Origin of the sequence: Streptomyces palmae (assembly GCF_004684805.1) — a bacterium.
In the GTDB taxonomy this organism is placed as follows: domain Bacteria; phylum Actinomycetota; class Actinomycetes; order Streptomycetales; family Streptomycetaceae; genus Streptomyces; species Streptomyces palmae.
Genome location: NZ_SRID01000139.1, coordinates 1 through 16,046 on the forward strand (window position 1 = coordinate 1; position 16,046 = coordinate 16,046).

General features: G+C 74.0%; 16 protein-coding genes and 1 riboswitch. Of the genes, 8 read left to right on the top strand and 8 right to left on the bottom strand.

The genetic code is table 11. The features are described from left to right. The 5 genes from E4099_RS33010 to E4099_RS16255 form a co-directional block, all read right to left on the bottom strand. On the bottom strand, positions 1-972 hold a 972-nt coding region (locus tag E4099_RS33010), incomplete at its 3' end, for a hypothetical protein (protein WP_209446634.1). A gap of 39 nt (positions 973-1,011) precedes the next feature. Further along, positions 1,012-1,932: a methylenetetrahydrofolate reductase [NAD(P)H] gene (gene metF, locus E4099_RS16240; protein ID WP_135339780.1), complete on the bottom strand. Its 921-nt coding sequence runs from the start codon at positions 1,930-1,932 to the stop codon at positions 1,012-1,014. Positions 1,933-2,062: 130 nt separating this feature from the next. Next, the gene (gene thiE / locus E4099_RS16245) at positions 2,063-2,749 is read right to left on the bottom strand and encodes a thiamine phosphate synthase (protein WP_245244896.1); all 687 of its coding nucleotides are present in this window, start codon (positions 2,747-2,749) and stop codon (positions 2,063-2,065) included. Between the two features lie 115 nt (positions 2,750-2,864). Next, on the bottom strand, positions 2,865-3,230 hold the full coding sequence (locus E4099_RS16250; RefSeq protein WP_135339781.1) for an Rv2175c family DNA-binding protein: 366 nt from the start codon (positions 3,228-3,230) through the stop codon (positions 2,865-2,867). 85 nt (positions 3,231-3,315) lie between these two features. Beyond that, positions 3,316-4,620, bottom strand: coding sequence for an NAD(P)/FAD-dependent oxidoreductase (locus tag E4099_RS16255; RefSeq protein ID WP_386388825.1), 1,305 nt, complete (start codon positions 4,618-4,620; stop codon positions 3,316-3,318). Between the two features lie 141 nt (positions 4,621-4,761). Continuing rightward, positions 4,762-4,874, top strand: a riboswitch (TPP riboswitch). On the opposite strand from E4099_RS16255, the gene thiO reads away from it, so the two are divergent. From thiO to E4099_RS16285, 5 genes are all read left to right on the top strand, one after another. Beyond that, positions 4,872-6,047: a glycine oxidase ThiO gene (gene thiO / locus E4099_RS16260; RefSeq protein ID WP_135339782.1), complete on the top strand. Its 1,176-nt coding sequence runs from the start codon at positions 4,872-4,874 to the stop codon at positions 6,045-6,047. It overlaps the preceding riboswitch by 3 nt. Then, positions 6,044-6,244 (top strand): sulfur carrier protein ThiS, encoded by a 201-nt coding sequence (gene thiS / locus E4099_RS16265; RefSeq protein WP_135339783.1) that lies wholly within the window; start codon positions 6,044-6,046, stop codon positions 6,242-6,244. The genes thiO and thiS overlap by 4 nt, the downstream gene beginning before the upstream one ends. A 197-nt stretch (positions 6,245-6,441) precedes the next feature. Continuing rightward, positions 6,442-7,188: a thiazole synthase gene (locus E4099_RS16275; protein WP_245244898.1), complete on the top strand. Its 747-nt coding sequence runs from the start codon at positions 6,442-6,444 to the stop codon at positions 7,186-7,188. A gap of 126 nt (positions 7,189-7,314) precedes the next feature. Next, the gene (gene pknB, locus E4099_RS16280) at positions 7,315-9,282 is read left to right on the top strand and encodes a Stk1 family PASTA domain-containing Ser/Thr kinase (protein WP_386388750.1); all 1,968 of its coding nucleotides are present in this window, start codon (positions 7,315-7,317) and stop codon (positions 9,280-9,282) included. A 116-nt stretch (positions 9,283-9,398) separates the two neighbouring features. After that, positions 9,399-10,277, top strand: coding sequence for a deoxyribonuclease IV (locus E4099_RS16285; RefSeq protein WP_135339784.1), 879 nt, complete (start codon positions 9,399-9,401; stop codon positions 10,275-10,277). A gap of 131 nt (positions 10,278-10,408) precedes the next feature. Here E4099_RS16285 and E4099_RS16290 read toward each other — a convergent pair whose 3' ends face one another. Next, positions 10,409-11,032, bottom strand: a complete 624-nt coding sequence (locus tag E4099_RS16290) for a sulfite oxidase-like oxidoreductase (protein ID WP_135339785.1) — start codon at positions 11,030-11,032, stop codon at positions 10,409-10,411. A 198-nt stretch (positions 11,033-11,230) separates the two neighbouring features. On the opposite strand from E4099_RS16290, the gene bfr reads away from it, so the two are divergent. Next, a complete protein-coding gene (gene bfr, locus E4099_RS16295; RefSeq protein WP_135339786.1) occupies positions 11,231-11,710 on the top strand; it encodes a bacterioferritin in 480 nt (159 codons plus the stop codon). 19 nt (positions 11,711-11,729) lie between these two features. On the opposite strand, the gene E4099_RS16300 is transcribed toward bfr, so the two are convergent. Both E4099_RS16300 and E4099_RS16305 read right to left on the bottom strand, forming a co-directional pair. Further along, complete coding sequence (locus E4099_RS16300) at positions 11,730-12,044, bottom strand: (2Fe-2S)-binding protein (protein ID WP_135339787.1); 315 nt, start codon at positions 12,042-12,044, stop codon at positions 11,730-11,732. Between the two features lie 150 nt (positions 12,045-12,194). After that, on the bottom strand, positions 12,195-13,544 hold the full coding sequence (locus tag E4099_RS16305) for a class II 3-deoxy-7-phosphoheptulonate synthase (RefSeq protein ID WP_135339788.1): 1,350 nt from the start codon (positions 13,542-13,544) through the stop codon (positions 12,195-12,197). Positions 13,545-13,702: 158 nt separating this feature from the next. On the opposite strand from E4099_RS16305, the gene E4099_RS35200 reads away from it, so the two are divergent. Then, the gene (locus E4099_RS35200; RefSeq protein WP_167828399.1) at positions 13,703-13,801 is read left to right on the top strand and encodes a trp operon leader peptide; all 99 of its coding nucleotides are present in this window, start codon (positions 13,703-13,705) and stop codon (positions 13,799-13,801) included. Positions 13,802-13,889: 88 nt separating this feature from the next. Further along, positions 13,890-15,887, top strand: a complete 1,998-nt coding sequence (locus E4099_RS16315; RefSeq protein ID WP_135339790.1) for an anthranilate synthase family protein — start codon at positions 13,890-13,892, stop codon at positions 15,885-15,887. Positions 15,888-16,046 lie beyond the last annotated feature (159 nt).

A 16,046-nucleotide genomic window follows, 5' to 3' on the forward strand; every position in this document is an offset into this window, starting at 1 on the left:
CTGCTGGGGCACCCAGGCGTTCTCCGGTGGGGTCGCGCTCGGATCGGCGGGGTAGGCCTGGGCGGCGTACGGGTCCTGGGCCGGGTAGGCGTCGGGCGCGTATCCGGCCTCCGGGGCGTACTGCTGCTGCGGATACGGGTCGTACGGCTGCTCATAGGGTGCGTACGCCTGCTGCTGCGCCTGGGCGTAGGGGTCCGCGTAGGGCTCGGCGTAGCCCTGGTACGCGCCGGGGTCGCCGCCGTAGCCGTAGGCCGCCGAGGGGTCGGCGTAGTCCTGGCCGCCGCTCTGCGGGGGCTGGGCGTTCGCGGCCGCGGCTGCCGGGGCGGCGGCCCCGTAGTCGGGGTACTCGCCGTAGCCGTAGGCGGGCTGCTCGGTGTCGTACGGGGAGTAGCCGGGCTGGGGAAGGTCCTGGTGGGGGTAGTCCGGCGAGGGGTAGTCCTGCTGGGGGTAGTCGTGCTGCGGCTGCTCGGGCTGCGGGGCAGGCGCCGGGTCACGGTAGGCCGCGTAGCCGCCCGTGTCGTCGGGCATCGGCTCCGGGCGGTAGGTGGGCAGCGGCGGCTCCTGGGGCAGCGGTGGTTCGGCGCCCGCCGGGGCGGCCTCCGCGGGCGTCGAGGGCGGCGCGGCAGGGGCGGCCGGGGCCGCCATGGCGCCGAGGTCCTCCGGCGCGGGCTCGGCGGCCGGGGGCGCGGCCCGGCGCCTGGTGGGGATCCGTCCGGTCCCGGTCTTCAGGGCCCAACCCGCCGTGAAACCCTGCCGGAAGGACAGCGTCACATAGGTCTGGCCGACGGCGAAGGCCGCGCCTCCGAGTCCGATGACGATCACGGACGGCAGCACCACGCCGACCACCACGCCGAGGAACCCCGCGAAGGCCAGCAACCGCCAGCGCAACCGTGCCTTGTGCTGCAGCAGCACCTCGCCGAGCAGCCACAAGGCCACGATGCCGAAGGCGATGTAGAGGACTGTCCAGCCCATGCGCGCCCCTCCCGTACGGCGGACGCGGGCTGTCCGCCGTCATCCGGACCGCTGGTGCAGCCCGAGATTCTCGTAGATTTCCAGGGTCGCCGTGGAGTGGTTCAGGGTGATGAAGTGCAGCCCGGGGATCTCCTCGGCCATCAACCGCGCGCACAGATCCGTGGCGTAGTCGATTCCGACCGAGCGTACCGCCGCCGGGTCGTCTTGCACCGCGAGGATGCGCTCGGCGAGGTCCGGGGGGAAGGCGGCGTTGCTGAGCTTGGCGAACCGTTCGATCTGCCGGACGTTGGTCACCGGCATGATCTCGGGGATGATCGGCGTGTCGCAGCCGGCCGCCTCGACCCGGTCCCGCAGCCGCAGATAGTCCTCCGGGTAGAAGAACATCTGGGTGATCGCGAAGTCGGCGCCGACTCGGCACTTGTTGACGAAGTGCCCCACGTCGGTCTCCCAGTCGGTGGACCGCGGATGCATCTCCGGGAAGGCCGCGACCCCGACGCAGAAGTCTCCGGACTCCTTGATCAGCTGGACCAGCTCGGCCGCGTAGCGCACGCCCTCCGGGTGGCGCACCCACTCGCCCATCGGGTCGCCGGGCGGATCGCCGCGGATGGCGAGCATGTTCCGGATCCCGGCGTCGGCGTACTGGCCGATGACGTTCCGCAGTTCGGCCAGCGAGTGGTTGACGGCGGTCAGATGGGCCACCGGGGTGAGGGTGGTGTCGGTGGCGATGCGCTCGGTGGCGCGGACCGTGCCCTCCCGGGAGGATCCGCCCGCCCCGTAGGTCACCGAGACGAAGGTGGGCGCGACCGCCTCGATGCGGCGAATGGCGTTCCACAGGGTCCGCTCGCCCTTCTCGGTCTTCGGCGCGGCGAACTCGAACGAGTAGGAGCGCTCACCGGAGGCGAGCAGCTCGCGCACGGTGCGTGCGCGGTCAGTCCTGGTGGAAGCGGTACCAAGGGCCATACGGGCAGGTTAACCAGCGGCGTCGCGCAGGCCCAGCCGGCGAGGTGAAATATCCGATTCGTCGGGCCGTTGTCCGTACTGCGGACATACTGCCGTCACACAACGGGCGTGGGGGCGCGGTCGGCTCCGGTCAGCCGCGGTCCGCGGCGCTCCGTACACGGGTGGCCAGGTCCGCGGCGGCCGCACCCGGGTCGTCCGCCTCGGTGATGGCGCGTACCACCACCACTCGGCGGGCGCCCGCCTCCAGCACCTGGTCCAGATTGCCGGCGTCGATGCCGCCGATGGCGAACCAGGGCCTGGCCGGGGCCAGCGCCGCGGTGTACCGCACCAGGTCCAGGCCCGGCGCGGGCCGGCCCGGCTTGGTGGGGGTGGGCCAGCAGGGGCCGGTGCAGAAGTAGTCCACCCCGGCCTCGGCGATCGCCGCGTCGACCTCGGACTCGGCGTGGGTGGACCGTCCGATCAGGACCTCCGAGCCGAGGATGGCGCGGGCGGCGGGGACCGGCAGGTCGCCCTGTCCCAGGTGCAGCACGGCGGACCCGGCGGCGTGGGCGACATCCGCCCGGTCGTTGACGGCGAGCAGCGCGCCGTGGCGGCGGCAGGCGTCCGCGAACACCGCGAGGTGCTCCAGCTCCTCGCCGGCCTCCATGCCCTTGTCGCGCAGCTGCACGATGTCCACCCCGCCGGCCAGCACCGCGTCCAGGAACTCCGGCAGGTCGCCCTGGCGCTTGCGGGCGTCGGTGCACAGATAGAGCCGGGCGTCGGCGAGTCGGCGCCGTGCGGTGTCAGCGGTGGTGGCGACGACCATGGCCGCGGTCATGCGTGGGTACCCCCCGGGATGGGCGGCGTACGGGCCGGGTCGGCCCGTACGCCGTGCGTGCGGTTTCACGGTGGGCGGCACACACCGGCGCGGACGCCGGCGTCACCGCCCGGTCTCAGACGGCCAGCGCCTGGGCGCGGCGCTTCACCTCCGTGCCGCGATTCTCGCGCAGGGCCTGGGCGGGGGTGCCCGGCAGGGTCGGGTCGGGGGTGAACAGCCACTCCAGCATCTCTTCGTCGCTGAAGCCGTCGTCCTTCAGGAGGGTCAGGGTCCCGGCGAGGCCCTTGACCACCTTGGCGTCGCCGATGAACTCGGCCGGCACCTGGAGGACACGATTCTCGCCGCGCCGCACGGCGATCAGCTGGCCCTCCTTCACCAGCTGCCGGACCCGGGTCACCTCGACGTCGAGTCGCTCGGCGACATCGGGAAGGGTGAGCCAGGAGGGCACGAGAGCATCGATCTTTGCGTCAATCTCGGTCACGGGACCAAGCCTGCCATCCAGGACTGACACTCGGCGAGCGCTCCACGCCCCAAGGAGTCACCAAGCCCGGGTGCGCGGCCGCCGCTCAGCGCGCCGCGTTCTTCAGCGGTACGGCGGCGTCCGCCGCGAGTTCCCGGTCGATCACCGCGCCGCGCTCGATGAGCTTGCGGCCCTGTGCCAGGTCCCGCGGCCGGCCGACCGCCAGCAGGGCGACCAGCACGCCCTCCCGCAGCCAGCACACCGTCCAGGCGGCACCGCCGGGGTCGCCGCGCCGGATCAGCTCGTCGGCGCCGGCGTGGTCGCCCGCGTACTGCACGAACCGGCCGAACTGCTCGGACCAGAAGTAGGGCACCGGGTCGTACACCACCCCGGTGAAGTGCGGGGACCGGGAGCCGACCAGGTTGGCGGCGACGGTGCGCGGGCCCTGCAGCGCGTTGTCCCAGTGGTGGACGAGCAGCCGTCGGCCGTAGCGGGCGGACGGGAAGGAGGCGCAGTCGCCGACCGCGTAGACCTCGGGCGCGGAGGCGCGCAGCCACTGGTCGGCCCGTACCGACCCGTCCTCGGCCAGTTCGATGCCGGACCCGGCGAGCCAGCCGGTGGCCGGCCGGGCGCCGATGCCGACGAGCACCGCGCCGGCCGGCAGCAGGGTGCCGGCCGGATGCCGCTCCGGGCCGGACGGAGCACCCGAGGTGAACCGCACCCCGCCCTCCTCCACCCCGAGCACCCGCGCCCCGGTGACCAGTTCGGTGCCGCTGTCCCGGTACCAGTCCGCCATCGGGGCCGTGACCTCGGCCGGCAGCGCGCCGGCCAGCGGCCGGTCGGCCGCCTCCAGCACGGTCACCGTGCAGCCCGCCTCGCGCGCCGCGGTGGCGAACTCGGCGCCGATCCAGCCGGCGCCCACCACCACGATGTCGCGCCGCTCGGCCAGCACCGATCGCAGCCGCAGGGCGTCGTCGAGGGTGCGCAGCAGATGCACCGCCGGGGCGCCGGCCCCGGGCGCGGTGGGCTCGGCGCCCGGCAGCCGCACGGGGTCGGCGCCGGTGGCGATCACCAGGTGGTCGTAGGGCTCGGCTCCCTCGTCGGTCAGCAGCAGCCGCCGCCGGGTGTCCACGCCGGTGGCCCGGCGGCCCAGCCGGAGGTCCACGTCGAGGGAGGCGAAGTCCACGTCGAGGGTGGCCGCGCCGTCATCGCTCGTGCCCAGCAGCACCGCCTTGGACAGCGGTGGCCGGTCGTAGGGCCGGTGGGGTTCGGCCCCCACCAGCGTGATGCCGCCCGACCAGCCCTCCTCGCGCAGGGCGACGGCGGTCTGCACGCCGGCCATACCGGCGCCGGCCACGACCACCCGCCCGTGCTCGGTGCCGCCCGCGCCGTCCCCGTTCCGCTGACTCAGCCCATCGGTCACCTGATCACTGTAGGTCGCGGGGGCGGCGCGGCGGCCGCACCGGGGTGAGATCTCTGGCACAGCGTCAGCTGCCGGGTGCGGGGGTGCGGCCTTCCGAGCCGTTCGCGGGGCGTACTAGGGTGACGGCCACAGAGCACTCGCGGGAGCCCGGCGCACCGGGCTGAGAGGGAGGCTGTCGCGGCCTCCGACCGTACGAACCTGATCCGGGTCATGCCGGCGAAGGGAGGGGCCGAGCGCCCATGCACGCGACGCGCGAGCCGTACGACGTCCTGGTGGTCGGCGGCGGAGTCATCGGCCTGGTCACGGCCTGGCGGGCGGCCCAGCGGGGGCTGTCCGTCGCGGTGGCCGATCCGGCGCCCGGACAGGGCGCCGCCCGGGTGGCGGCCGGGATGCTGGCGGCGGTCACCGAACTGCACCACGGTGAGGAAGCCCTGCTGCGGCTCAACCTGGCCTCCGCGGCCCGCTATCCGGCGTTCGCGGCCGAGCTGGAGGAGGCCACCGGCCGACACATCGCACTGCGCACCTGCGGCACGCTGGCGGTGGCGCTGGACGCCGACGACCGCGCCCAGCTCCGCGAGCTCCACGCGCTCCAGCAGCGCTGCGGCCTGGACGCGGAGTGGCTGAGCGGGCGGGAGTGCCGGCGGCTGGAGCCGATGCTGGCCCCCGGGGTGCGCGGCGGGCTGCGGGTGGACGGCGACCACCAGACCGACCCGCGGCGGTTGGCCACCGCCCTGCTGGCCGCCTGCCGCCGCGCCGGGGTCGCGCTGCTGCCCGCCCGGGCCGAGCGGCTGCTGGTGCGCGGCGACCGGGCGGTCGGGGCCGAGCTGGGCGGGGCCGCCGGCCGGGTCTCGGCCGGGCAGACGGTGCTGGCCGCGGGCAGCGCCAGTGGGCTGCTGGAGGGCCTCCCGGACGCGGTCCGGCCGCCGGTCCGCCCGGTCAAGGGCCAGGTGCTGCGGCTGCGGGTGCCGCCGGCGTACGCCCCGTTCCTGTCCCGGACGGTACGGGCGGTGGTACGGGGCGGGCCGCTGTACCTGGTGCCCCGGGTGGACGGCGAGCTGGTGGTCGGGGCCACCAGCGAGGAGGCGGGCTGGGACACCACGGTGACCGCCGGCGGCGTCTACGAGCTGCTGCGGGACGCCCATGAGCTGCTGCCCGGCATCACCGAGCTGCCGCTGGTGGAGACCGCCGCCGGGCTGCGCCCCGGCTCCCCGGACAACGCCCCGCTGCTCGGCCCCACCGCACTGCCCGGCCTCCACCTGGCCACCGGGCACCACCGCAACGGGGTGCTGCTCACCCCGGTCACCGGCGACATCCTGGCCGAGGCGCTCACCACCGGTGAGCTCCCCGCGCCGGCCCGCCCGTTCTCCCCGCAGCGCTTCACCTCTTCTTCCGTACTCCAGGAGCAGCCCGCATGACCGTCAGCGTCAACGGCGAACCCCGCGAGATCCCCGAGGGCCTCACCCTCGACCTGCTGGTGGCCGAGCTCACCCGGGCGACCAGCGGGGTGGCCGCCGCCGTCAACGAGACCGTGGTCCCGCGCGGCCGGTGGGCCGCCACCCGGCTGGCCGAGGGCGACCGGGTCGAGGTACTCACCGCGGTCCAGGGAGGCTGACCGACATGCCCGACACCCCTTCGGCCTCCGCCGCCCCGGCAACCGCCGGCACCGCCACGACGCCCGCCGGCACCTCTTCGGCGTCAACCAGCGCCCCAGCGCCGTCCGCCGGCACCCCCGCGACGCCCGCCGGCGGTCCGGTGGCCGCGGAGGACCCGCTCGTCATCGCCGGGACGTCCTTCGGCTCCCGGCTGATCATGGGCACCGGCGGGGCGCCCAGCCTGGAGGTGATGGAGCGCGCGCTGCTGGCCTCCGGCACCGAGCTGACCACCGTGGCGATGCGCCGCCTCGACCCGACCGTGCGGGGCTCGGTGCTCTCGGTGCTCGACCGGCACGGCATCCGGGTCCTGCCGAACACCGCGGGCTGCTTCACCGCCGCCGAGGCCGTGCTGACCGCCCGGCTGGCCCGGGAGGCGCTGGGCACGGACTGGGTGAAGCTGGAGGTGGTCGCGGACGAGCGGACCCTGCTGCCCGACCCGGTGGAGCTGCTGGACGCCGCCGAGACCCTGGTGGACGACGGCTTCACGGTGCTGCCGTACACCAGCGACGACCCGGTGCTGGCGCGGCGGCTGGAGGACGCGGGCTGCGCCGCGATCATGCCGCTGGGCTCCCCCATCGGCTCCGGCCTGGGCATCCGCAATCCGCACAACTTCGAGCTGATCACCGAACGGGCCGGGGTGCCGGTGATCCTGGACGCGGGCGCCGGCACCGCCTCGGACGCCGCGCTCGCCATGGAGCTGGGCTGCGCGGCGGTGATGCTGGCCTCCGCGGTCACCCGTGCCCAGCAGCCGGTGCTGATGGCCCGGGCCATGCGGCACGCGGTGGCCGCGGGCCGGCTGGCCTGGCGGGCGGGCCGCATCCCGCGCCGGCACTTCGCCCGCGCCTCCTCGCCCGCCGACGGCCTGGCGGACCTCGACCCGGAGCGCCCCGCGTTCACGGAGTGAGGGGCCGGGTGCGGGCCGGCCCCCGCCGCACCCGGCGGGCGCACCGTGTCACCGTTCCGCTGCAGTCCGGTGTGCCGGACTGCCGACGGCGGGACGGGGCCCGGGCGGCTCGTAGACTGCCGTCTTGTGGATACGACCCTGCCGAACGCTTCCTCCGGCTCGCGCCGGGGAGACGACCCCCTGGTCGGGCAGGTGCTCGACGGCCGCTACCGGGTTGAGGCGCGCATCGCCGTGGGCGGCATGGCCACCGTCTACCGCGCCGTCGACACCCGTCTCGACCGGGTGCTCGCCCTCAAGGTGATGCACCCGTCGCTGGCCGCCGACACCGCCTTCGTGGACCGTTTCATCCGCGAGGCGAAGTCGGTGGCCAGACTCGCCCACCCCAATGTGGTGGGCGTCTTCGACCAGGGCGCCGACGGCACCGCCGTGTACCTGGCGATGGAGTACGTGGCCGGCTGCACGCTGCGGGACGTGCTGCGCGAACGCGGGGCCCTCCAGCCGCGCGCCGCGCTGGACATCCTGGAGCCGGTGCTCGCCGCGCTCGGCGCCGCGCACCGGGCCGGCTTCGTGCACCGCGACATGAAGCCGGAGAACGTGCTGATCGGGGACGACGGCCGGGTCAAGGTCGCCGACTTCGGGCTGGCCCGTGCGGTGGACGCGGCCACCAGCACCAACACCGAGTCGATCATGGGCACGGTGTCCTATCTGGCGCCCGAGCAGATCGAGCACGGCACCGTGGACACCCGCGCGGACATCTACGCCTGCGGGGTACTCACCTACGAGATGCTGACCGGGACCAAGCCGCACACCGGTGGCACCCCGGCGCAGATCCTCTACCAGCACCTGCACGAGGACATCGCCCCGCCGTCCACGGTGGCCCCCGGGCTCGCCCCGCAGCTGGACGAGCTGGTGGCGGCGGCCACCGCCCGCGACCCGGAGCAGCGCCCCGCCGACGCGGTGGAGCTGCTGGCGCTCGCCCGGTCGGCCCGCGCCGAGCTCGACGAGGAGCAACTGGACCTGCTGCCGCCGCGGGCCCGCTCCGGGGAGCACGACGGTTCCGAGGACCGCACCAGCGTGATCGCCCGGCCCAGGCCCGCGGCCGGGGCGGAGTCGGACGGGGTCGGCGAGACCGTGCCGACCAGCCGCCTGCAGCTGCCGCCCGAGCCGCCGGCCCCTGGCCGGCGGTCCCGCCGCGACCGGATGCCGCGCCGGCGGGTGCTGACGCTGATCGGCGCGGTCCTGCTGCTGCTGGGCGTGGGCACCGGGGTCTGGTACATCGGCTTCGGCCAGTTCACCCAGGTCCCCGGGGTGATCGGGCTGCCGCAGGCCAAGGCCGAGGAGAAGCTCCGGGACAAGGGCCTGGGCGTGAAGGTGGTCCACGAGTTCAGCGACGTGGTCGCCAAGGGCCGGGTCATCGGGGCCAAGCCGGGGGTCGGCGAGCGGATCCGGAACGACGGTACGGTCACCATCCGGGTGTCCCAGGGGCCGCCGCGGACCACGATGCCCAATGTGGTCGGCATGCCGCTCGCCGAGGCCAAGGCCGAGATCAGGGACGCCGGGCTGGCCGTCGGTGCGGTGCGCCGGCAGTACAGCAGCGAGACCCCGCAGGGCCGGGTACTCGCCACCGACCCCCGGAGCGGCACCGAGCGCCGGCCGGACAGCGCGGTCACCCTCACGGTCAGCAAGGGCGAGCCGATCGACGTCCCCGATGTACTCGGCGAGTCGGCGGAGGACGCCACCTCGGCCCTGGAGGAGGCGGGCTTCAAGGTGACCGTCGCCAGGGACCGGGTGTTCTCCCAGGAGGACGCCGGCTCGGTCGCCAGGCAGCGCCCCTCGGAGGGCGCCACGGCCGCCAAGGGCGACACCGTCACCCTCACCCTGTCCAAGGGCCCGCGGATGGTGCAGGTGCCGGACGTGGTGGGCGAGAACGTCGACGACGCCAAGCAGACGCTGGAGGACGCGGGCTTCGAGGTGGACGTGGACCGTCCGCTGCTGTTCGGCGGCGACACCGTGGGCGAGCAGTCGGTGGACGCGGGCGAGAAGGCCCCCGAGGGCAGCAAGATCACGATCAGGGTCAAGGGCGGCGTCTTCTGACCCCGACCGCACCCCGCTGACGCGCACCGCCCCGCCTCCCCCGGCCTCGCTGGGGGAGGCGCCACCGGGGTACCCGCCACCCTCCAAGCCTCGCGGGCCCTGGCATTCTGGGTACGGTGAGTACCACCGCATCCCCGCGCGTCCGCAATCCGATCGGCGCCCATGTCCCGGTGGCCGGCGGTCTGGCCGCCACCGGCCTGCCCTACGCCCGCGCCATCGGCGCCGAGACCGTGCAGGTCTTCGTGGCCAATCCACGCGGCTGGGCGACCCCGGAGGGCAACCCGGCCCAGGACGAGATGTTCCGCGCCGCCTGCGCCGAGGAGTCCGTCCCCGCCTATGTCCATGCGCCGTACCTGATCAACTTCGGCTCGCACACCCCGGCCACGGTGGAGCGGTCCTGCGACTCCCTGCGGCACTCGCTGCGCCGGGGACGGGCGATCGGGGCGCGGGGTGTGGTGGTGCACACCGGGTCGGCCACCGGTGGGCGGGAGCGCGCGGTGGCGCTCGCCCAGGTGCGGGAGCGGGTGCTGCCGCTGCTGGACGAGCTCGACCACGAGGACGATCCCTGGCTGCTGCTGGAGCCGACCGCCGGGCAGGGCTCCTCGCTGTGTGCGCTGGTGGATGAGCTGGGCCCCTATGTCGAGGCGCTGGACCGGCACCCGCGGCTCGGTGTCTGCCTGGACACCTGCCATGCCTTCGCGGCCGGACACGACCTGGCCGCCCCGGGCGGGATGAAGCAGATGCTGGACGAACTGGTGTCGGTGGTGGGTCCGGGACGGCTGCGGCTGATCCACGCCAATGACTCCAAGGACGTGGTGGGCGCCCACAAGGACCGGCACGAGAACATCGGCGCCGGGCACATCGGCGCCGAACCGTTCGCCGAGCTGTTCCGGCATCCGGCGACCGAGGGGGTACCGCTGGTGATCGAGACGCCGGGGCCGCAGGACAACTACGCGGCGGACCTGACCCGGCTGCGGGCGCTGCGCGACCTCTGACGGCCGCGGGGCCGCCGGACGCCGAGCCGGCCTCTGGCCGTCCATACCGGGGGGGCTCGCAGGCCCGGACACACTGGATCGGCGAAGCGGCCCGGACCGGAAGGAAGGCCGGAGGGAGCCGGGCCGGGCGGCTAGAGTTCGGGGCCGTCGCCCGGTTCCTCCTGGTAGGAGTAGCGCTGCTCCCGCCAGGGGTCACCGACGTTGTGGTAGCCGCGCTCCTCCCAGAAGCCGCGGCGGTCGGCGGTCATGTACTCCACGCCGCGGACCCACTTGGGTCCCTTCCAGGCGTACAGGTGCGGGACGATCAGCCGCACCGGGAAGCCGTGCTCGGCGGTGAGCTGCTCGCCGTCCTTGTGCGTGGCGAGGATGGTCCGCTCCGAGGCGAAGTCCGCCAGCCGCAGGTTGGCGCTGAAGCCGTACTCGGCCCACACCATCACATGGGTGGTCTCCGGCGCGGGCGGGGCGAGTTCCAGGAAGGTGCGCGCCGCGACGCCGCCCCACTCCGCGCCCAGCATGCTGAACTTGGTGACGCAGTGCAGGTCGGCCACCACGGTGGTGTAGGGCAGCGCGGTGAACTCGTCGTGCGTCCAGGTGTGCTTGTCGCCGTCGGCGGTGGCGCCGAAGATCCGGAACTCCCACCGGTCCGGTTTGAACTTCGGGACCGGCCCGTAGTGCGTGACCGGCCAACCGCGCTGCAGCCGCTGCCCGGGAGGCAGCTGTGCGAGCTCCCCCTCGCGGCGTTCCGACTGACCCATGGCTCCATGGTGTCAGACCGTGAGGGGTGGTCGTGACCAGCCGGGAACCAGCGGGAGTCAGCCACCGGGCGGCGGCCCGGAAGCCAAGAAAATCCGGACGATTCATACTAAGCGTGAACTTACTGGACGGGCTCCGCCGCGATTGCGAGGATGCGCGCACATCCGCCGTACCCCGCCGACATGGGAAGGAGCCCTTCGATGCAGGGCGACCCCGAGGTCATCGAGTTTCTGAACGAGCAGCTCACCGGCGAGCTGACCGCGATCAACCAGTACTTCCTGCACGCCAAGATGCAGGAGCACCTCGGCTGGACCAAGCTCGCGGAGCAGACCCGACGCGAGTCCTTCGACGAGATGAAGCACGCGGAGACGCTCACCGACCGGATCCTGCTGCTGGACGGGCTGCCCAACTACCAGCGGCTGTTCCACGTCCGGGTCGGGCAGACGGTCACCGAGATGTTCCAGGCCGACCGGCAGGTCGAGGTGGAGGCGATCGACCGGCTGCGGCGCGGCATCGAGGTGATGCGGTCCAAGGGCGACATCACCTCGGCGAACATCTTCGAGGACATCCTGGACGACGAGGAGCAGCACATCGACTACCTCGACACCCAGCTGGGACTGATCGAGAAGCTCGGCGAGGCGCTCTACATCGCCCAGCAGATCGAGCAGCCGGACAGTTGATCCGCGGGGGCCGGACGGCTCAGGCGGCCCGGGAGACGGCCTCCGGGGCCGGCGCCGGCTCGGCGGCGGCCCGGGGGACGGTCGTCTCCGAATCCGGTGTCGCGGCCGGGCCCGGCTCAGCGGCCAGCGCGACGACCGCCGGGCGGCCGCGGTCCAGCAGCTCGCGGCGCGGGCAGCTGCCGCGCCCCAGCAGTGCCTGGATCCGGCGGACGCAGGAGCCGCAGTCGGTGCCGGCCTTGCAGGCGCCGGCGATCTGGCGGGGGGTGCAGGCGCCGGCGTCCGCGTGCTCGCGCACCTGCTCCTCGGTGATGCCGAAGCATGAGCAGACGTACACGCGCTTCTCCCGGACGGTCCCTTGATCAGTGAGGTAACCCTTACCTTACCTGGGCTGGTTCCGGAGGAACAGCGCAAAGGGGCGCGGATCGCTGTGATCCGCGCCCCACCACGCTCGCCCGGCGCCCGCCGCCGCGGCCGCCGGCTCCCGCTACTGGTCCCGGTACATCTCCGCGACCAGGAAGGCCAGGTCGAGCGACTGGCTGCGGTTCAGCCGGGGGTCGCAGGCGGTCTCGTAGCGCTGGTGCAGGTCGTCGACGAAGATCTCGTCGCCGCCGCCCACGCACTCGGTGACATCGTCGCCGGTCAGCTCCACATGGATGCCGCCCGGGTGGGTCCCCAGGCTCTTGTGCACCTCGAAGAAGCCCTTGACCTCGTCCAGCACGTCGTCGAAGCGCCGGGTCTTGTGCCCGGAGGCCGCCTCGAAGGTGTTGCCGTGCATCGGGTCGCAGATCCACACGACCCGCGCTCCGGAGGCGGTGACCTTCTCCACCAGCTCCGGCAGCCGGTCGCGGATCTTGTCCGCGCCCATCCGGGTGATGAAGGTGAGGCGGCCCGGCTCGCGGTCCGGGTCCAGCCGGTCGATCAGCGCCAGCGCGTCCTCGGGGGTGGTGGTCGGGCCGAGCTTCACCCCGATCGGGTTCCTGATCCGGGAGGCGAACTCGATGTGCGCGCCGTCCAGCTGCCGGGTGCGCTCGCCGATCCACACCATGTGCGCGGAGACGTCGTACAGCCGGCCGGTGCGCGAGTCGGTGCGGGTCAGCGCCGACTCGTAGTCCAGGATCAGCGCCTCGTGCGAGGAGAAGAACTCGACGGTCTTGAACTCCTCCGGGTCCACCCCGCAGGCGTTCATGAAATTCAGCGCCCGGTCGATCTCGCGGGCCAGCGCCTCGTAGCGCTGACCGGAGGGCGAGGACTTCACGAAGTCCTGGTTCCAGGCGTGCACCTGCCGCAGGTCGGCGTAGCCACCGGTGGTGAAGGCCCGGACGAGGTTCAAGGTGGCCGCGGAGGCGTGGTACATCCGCTTGAGCCGCTCCGGGTCCGGGATCCGGGCCTCGGGGGTGAACTCGAAGCCGTTGACCGAGTCGCCCCGGTAGGTGGGGAGGGTGACCCCGTCCCGGGTCTCGGTCGGCTTGGAGCGCGGCTTGCTGTACTGGCCGGCGATCCGGCCCACCTTGACCACCGGGACGGAGCCGGCGTAGGTGAGTACCGCGCCCATCTGGAGCAGCGTCTTGAGCTTGTTGCGGATCTGGTCGGCGCCCACCGCGTCGAAGGCCTCGGCACAGTCGCCGCCCTGGAGCAGGAACGCCTCACCTCGCGCCACGGCACCCAGCCGGGCGCGCAACTGATCACACTCGCCGGCGAAGACGAGAGGCGGATAGGACTCGAGCTCGGCGATGACATCGCGCAGAGCCTCGGAGTCCGGCCAATCAGGCTGCTGCGCCGCGGGCAGGGAGCGCCAGGTGTGGCCACCGGCGTGGGTTTCAGCGTTCACGGTCACGCTGTCAACACTACGGGGTTCCGGCGGGCACCCGGACCGACGCCCACAAGGTGAGACACCCAGTCCATAATCGACCAGGCCTCTAGTCGACCGGGGCAATGGTGTCCGGCACCTGGACGCCGCGCCCGGCCGCCGTCCGCGTGGAGTATGGTGCGGGCATGTTCGCGCGACTGACCATGGACTGGTGGTGGACCGCTCATCCGGCGGCCTGTCCCCACGCTCTCCGAGCTGGGACACATCCCAGTTCGCGCGACTGACATTCGACGCGAAGGCCGCCCGAGGGGCGGCCTTCGGCGCGTTACCGGACAGCGCGGGCCGTTCCTCCCACCCGGAAGGAACCCGACGATGCGCACCGACTCCGGCCCCACCGCCGCACCCGGCGCCGACTCCGCCGCCGTGCTGCGGGGGCTGCTCGCCTCCGACGAACCGTTCGCCCTGCTGCACCGCCGCCGCCCGGGCGCGGCGGACCCGGCCCAGGAGGTCGTGGAGGTACTGGCCGGGCCGGTCCTGGAAGTGGACCGGCTCGCCGACATCCCGCTGCCCACCGGCGCCCCGGCCGGCGGGGCGGTCAGCGACGCGCTGGCGCTGATCCCGTTCCGGCAGATCCGCGAGCGCGGCTTCCGGGTCCGGGACGACGGCGCCCCGCTGTCCGTACTGCGGCCGCGGGAGCGCCGCGAGCTGCCGCTCGACGAGGCCCTGGCGGCCCTGCCGAAGCATCCGGTGCGGGTGGTGGACGGCGGCTTCGACCTGTCCGACGAGGAGTACGCGCGCATCGTCCAGCGGGTGATCGAGGACGAGATCGGTACCGGCGAGGGCGCCAACTTCGTCATCCGCCGGACCTTCCGCGGCCGGATCGACGGCTTCGGCCGGGCCGACGCGCTGGCGCTGTTCCGGCGGCTGCTGACCGGGGAGCGCGGGGCGTACTGGACCTACGTGGTGTGCCTGGCCGACCGGACCCTGGTCGGCGCCAGCCCCGAGGTCCATGTCCGGATGTCCGGGAACACCGTGGTGATGAACCCGATCAGCGGCACCTACCGCTACCCCCGCGAGGGGGCGGACGCGGCCGGGCTCCTGGAGTTCCTGCACGACCGCAAGGAGGTGGAGGAGCTGTCCATGGTGGTGGACGAAGAGCTGAAGATGATGTGCACGGTGGGCGACATGGGCGGGGTGGTGGTCGGCCCCCGGCTCAAGGAGATGGCGCACCTGGCGCACACCGAGTACGAGCTGCGCGGCCGCTCCTCGCTGGATGTGCGGGAGGTGCTGCGGGAGACCATGTTCGCGGCCACCGTGACCGGCTCCCCGGTGCAGAACGCCTGCCGGGTGATCGAGCGGTACGAGCCCGACGGCCGCGGCTACTACGCGGGCGCGCTGGCACTGATCGGCCGGGACGCGGGCGGGGCGCAGACCCTGGACTCCCCCATCGCGATCCGCACCGCCGACATCGACCGGGCCGGCGGGCTGCGGGTGCCGGTGGGCGCCACCTTGGTGCGGCACTCCGACCCGCGCGCCGAGGTGGCCGAGACCCACGCCAAGGCGGCCGCGGTGCTGGGCGCGCTGGGGGTGGGTGCCGCGCCCGCGCGCCCGGCCGGGCAGCCGCCCCGGCTGGCCGAGGACCCGCGGGTGCGGGCCGCGCTGGACGCCCGGCGCGCCGACCTGGCCCCGTTCTGGCTGCGGATGCGGACCCCGGCCGAGGTGGACCGTACCCCCGGGCGGTCCGGGCACGCGCTGGTCGTGGACGGGGAGGACACCTTCACCGCGATGCTGGCGCATGTGCTGCGCACCTGCGGGCTGGCCGTGACGGTGCGGCGCTTCGACGAGCCGGGGCTGCGCGAGGCGGTGCTGGCCCATGCGGGGCCGGTGGTGCTGGGCCCGGGGCCGGGTGACCCGCGGGACGCGGCGGACCCGAAGATGCGGCTGCTGCGCGGGCTGACGGCGGAGTTGCTGCGCGGGAGCGCCGCCCGCCCGGCCACCGCCGCTCCCTCCGGCGTGCCGGGCCGCGGCTTCCTGCTGGGGGTGTGCCTGGGGCACGAGCTGATCGCGGCGGAGCTGGGGCTGGACATCGTGCGCAAGGACGTGCCGTTCCAGGGGGCGCAGGAGCGGATCGACCTGTTCGGGCGGCAGGAGGTGGTCGGCTTCTACAACACCTTCACCGCGCGCTGCGACGCCTCGGTGGAGGCGGAGTTGGGGATGCACCGGATCGAGGTGAGCCGCGATCCGGTGAGCGGTGATGTGCACGCCCTGCGCGGGCCGGGCTTCGCGGGGGTGCAGTTCCACCCCGAGTCGGTGCTCACGCTCCGCGGCGCGGCGCTGGTGGCCGAGCTGCTGGCGACGGTGCGGGTCTGACCCCGCACCAGGGCCCGGGGGCCCGGACCCGTACCTCGGCCTCCCCGGCCACCGCCCCGGACCTGGTCCGGCAGGGCCCCGGAGGCGCCCCGGGGCGGGCTGGTTTCCAGCCCGCCCCGGGGTGTGGGGACCCGGTCCGGGCCCCAGGGGTGCGGGGCC

Bases quoted from the DNA above. Each gene is read 5' to 3' on its own strand.
- E4099_RS16315 (WP_135339790.1), top strand. From the start codon at position 13,890: ATGCGCACCGACTCCGGCCCCACCGCCGCACCCGGCGCCGACTCCGCC.
- bfr (WP_135339786.1), top strand. From the start codon at position 11,231: ATGCAGGGCGACCCCGAGGTCATCGAGTTTCTGAACGAGCAGCTCACC.
- metF (WP_135339780.1), bottom strand. From the start codon at position 1,932: ATGGCCCTTGGTACCGCTTCCACCAGGACTGACCGCGCACGCACCGTG.
- thiE (WP_245244896.1), bottom strand. From the start codon at position 2,749: ATGACCGCGGCCATGGTCGTCGCCACCACCGCTGACACCGCACGGCGC.
- thiS (WP_135339783.1), top strand. From the start codon at position 6,044: ATGACCGTCAGCGTCAACGGCGAACCCCGCGAGATCCCCGAGGGCCTC.
- E4099_RS16290 (WP_135339785.1), bottom strand. From the start codon at position 11,032: ATGGGTCAGTCGGAACGCCGCGAGGGGGAGCTCGCACAGCTGCCTCCC.
- E4099_RS16275 (WP_245244898.1), top strand. From the start codon at position 6,442: ATGGGCACCGGCGGGGCGCCCAGCCTGGAGGTGATGGAGCGCGCGCTG.
- thiO (WP_135339782.1), top strand. From the start codon at position 4,872: ATGCACGCGACGCGCGAGCCGTACGACGTCCTGGTGGTCGGCGGCGGA.
- E4099_RS35200 (WP_167828399.1), top strand. From the start codon at position 13,703: ATGTTCGCGCGACTGACCATGGACTGGTGGTGGACCGCTCATCCGGCG.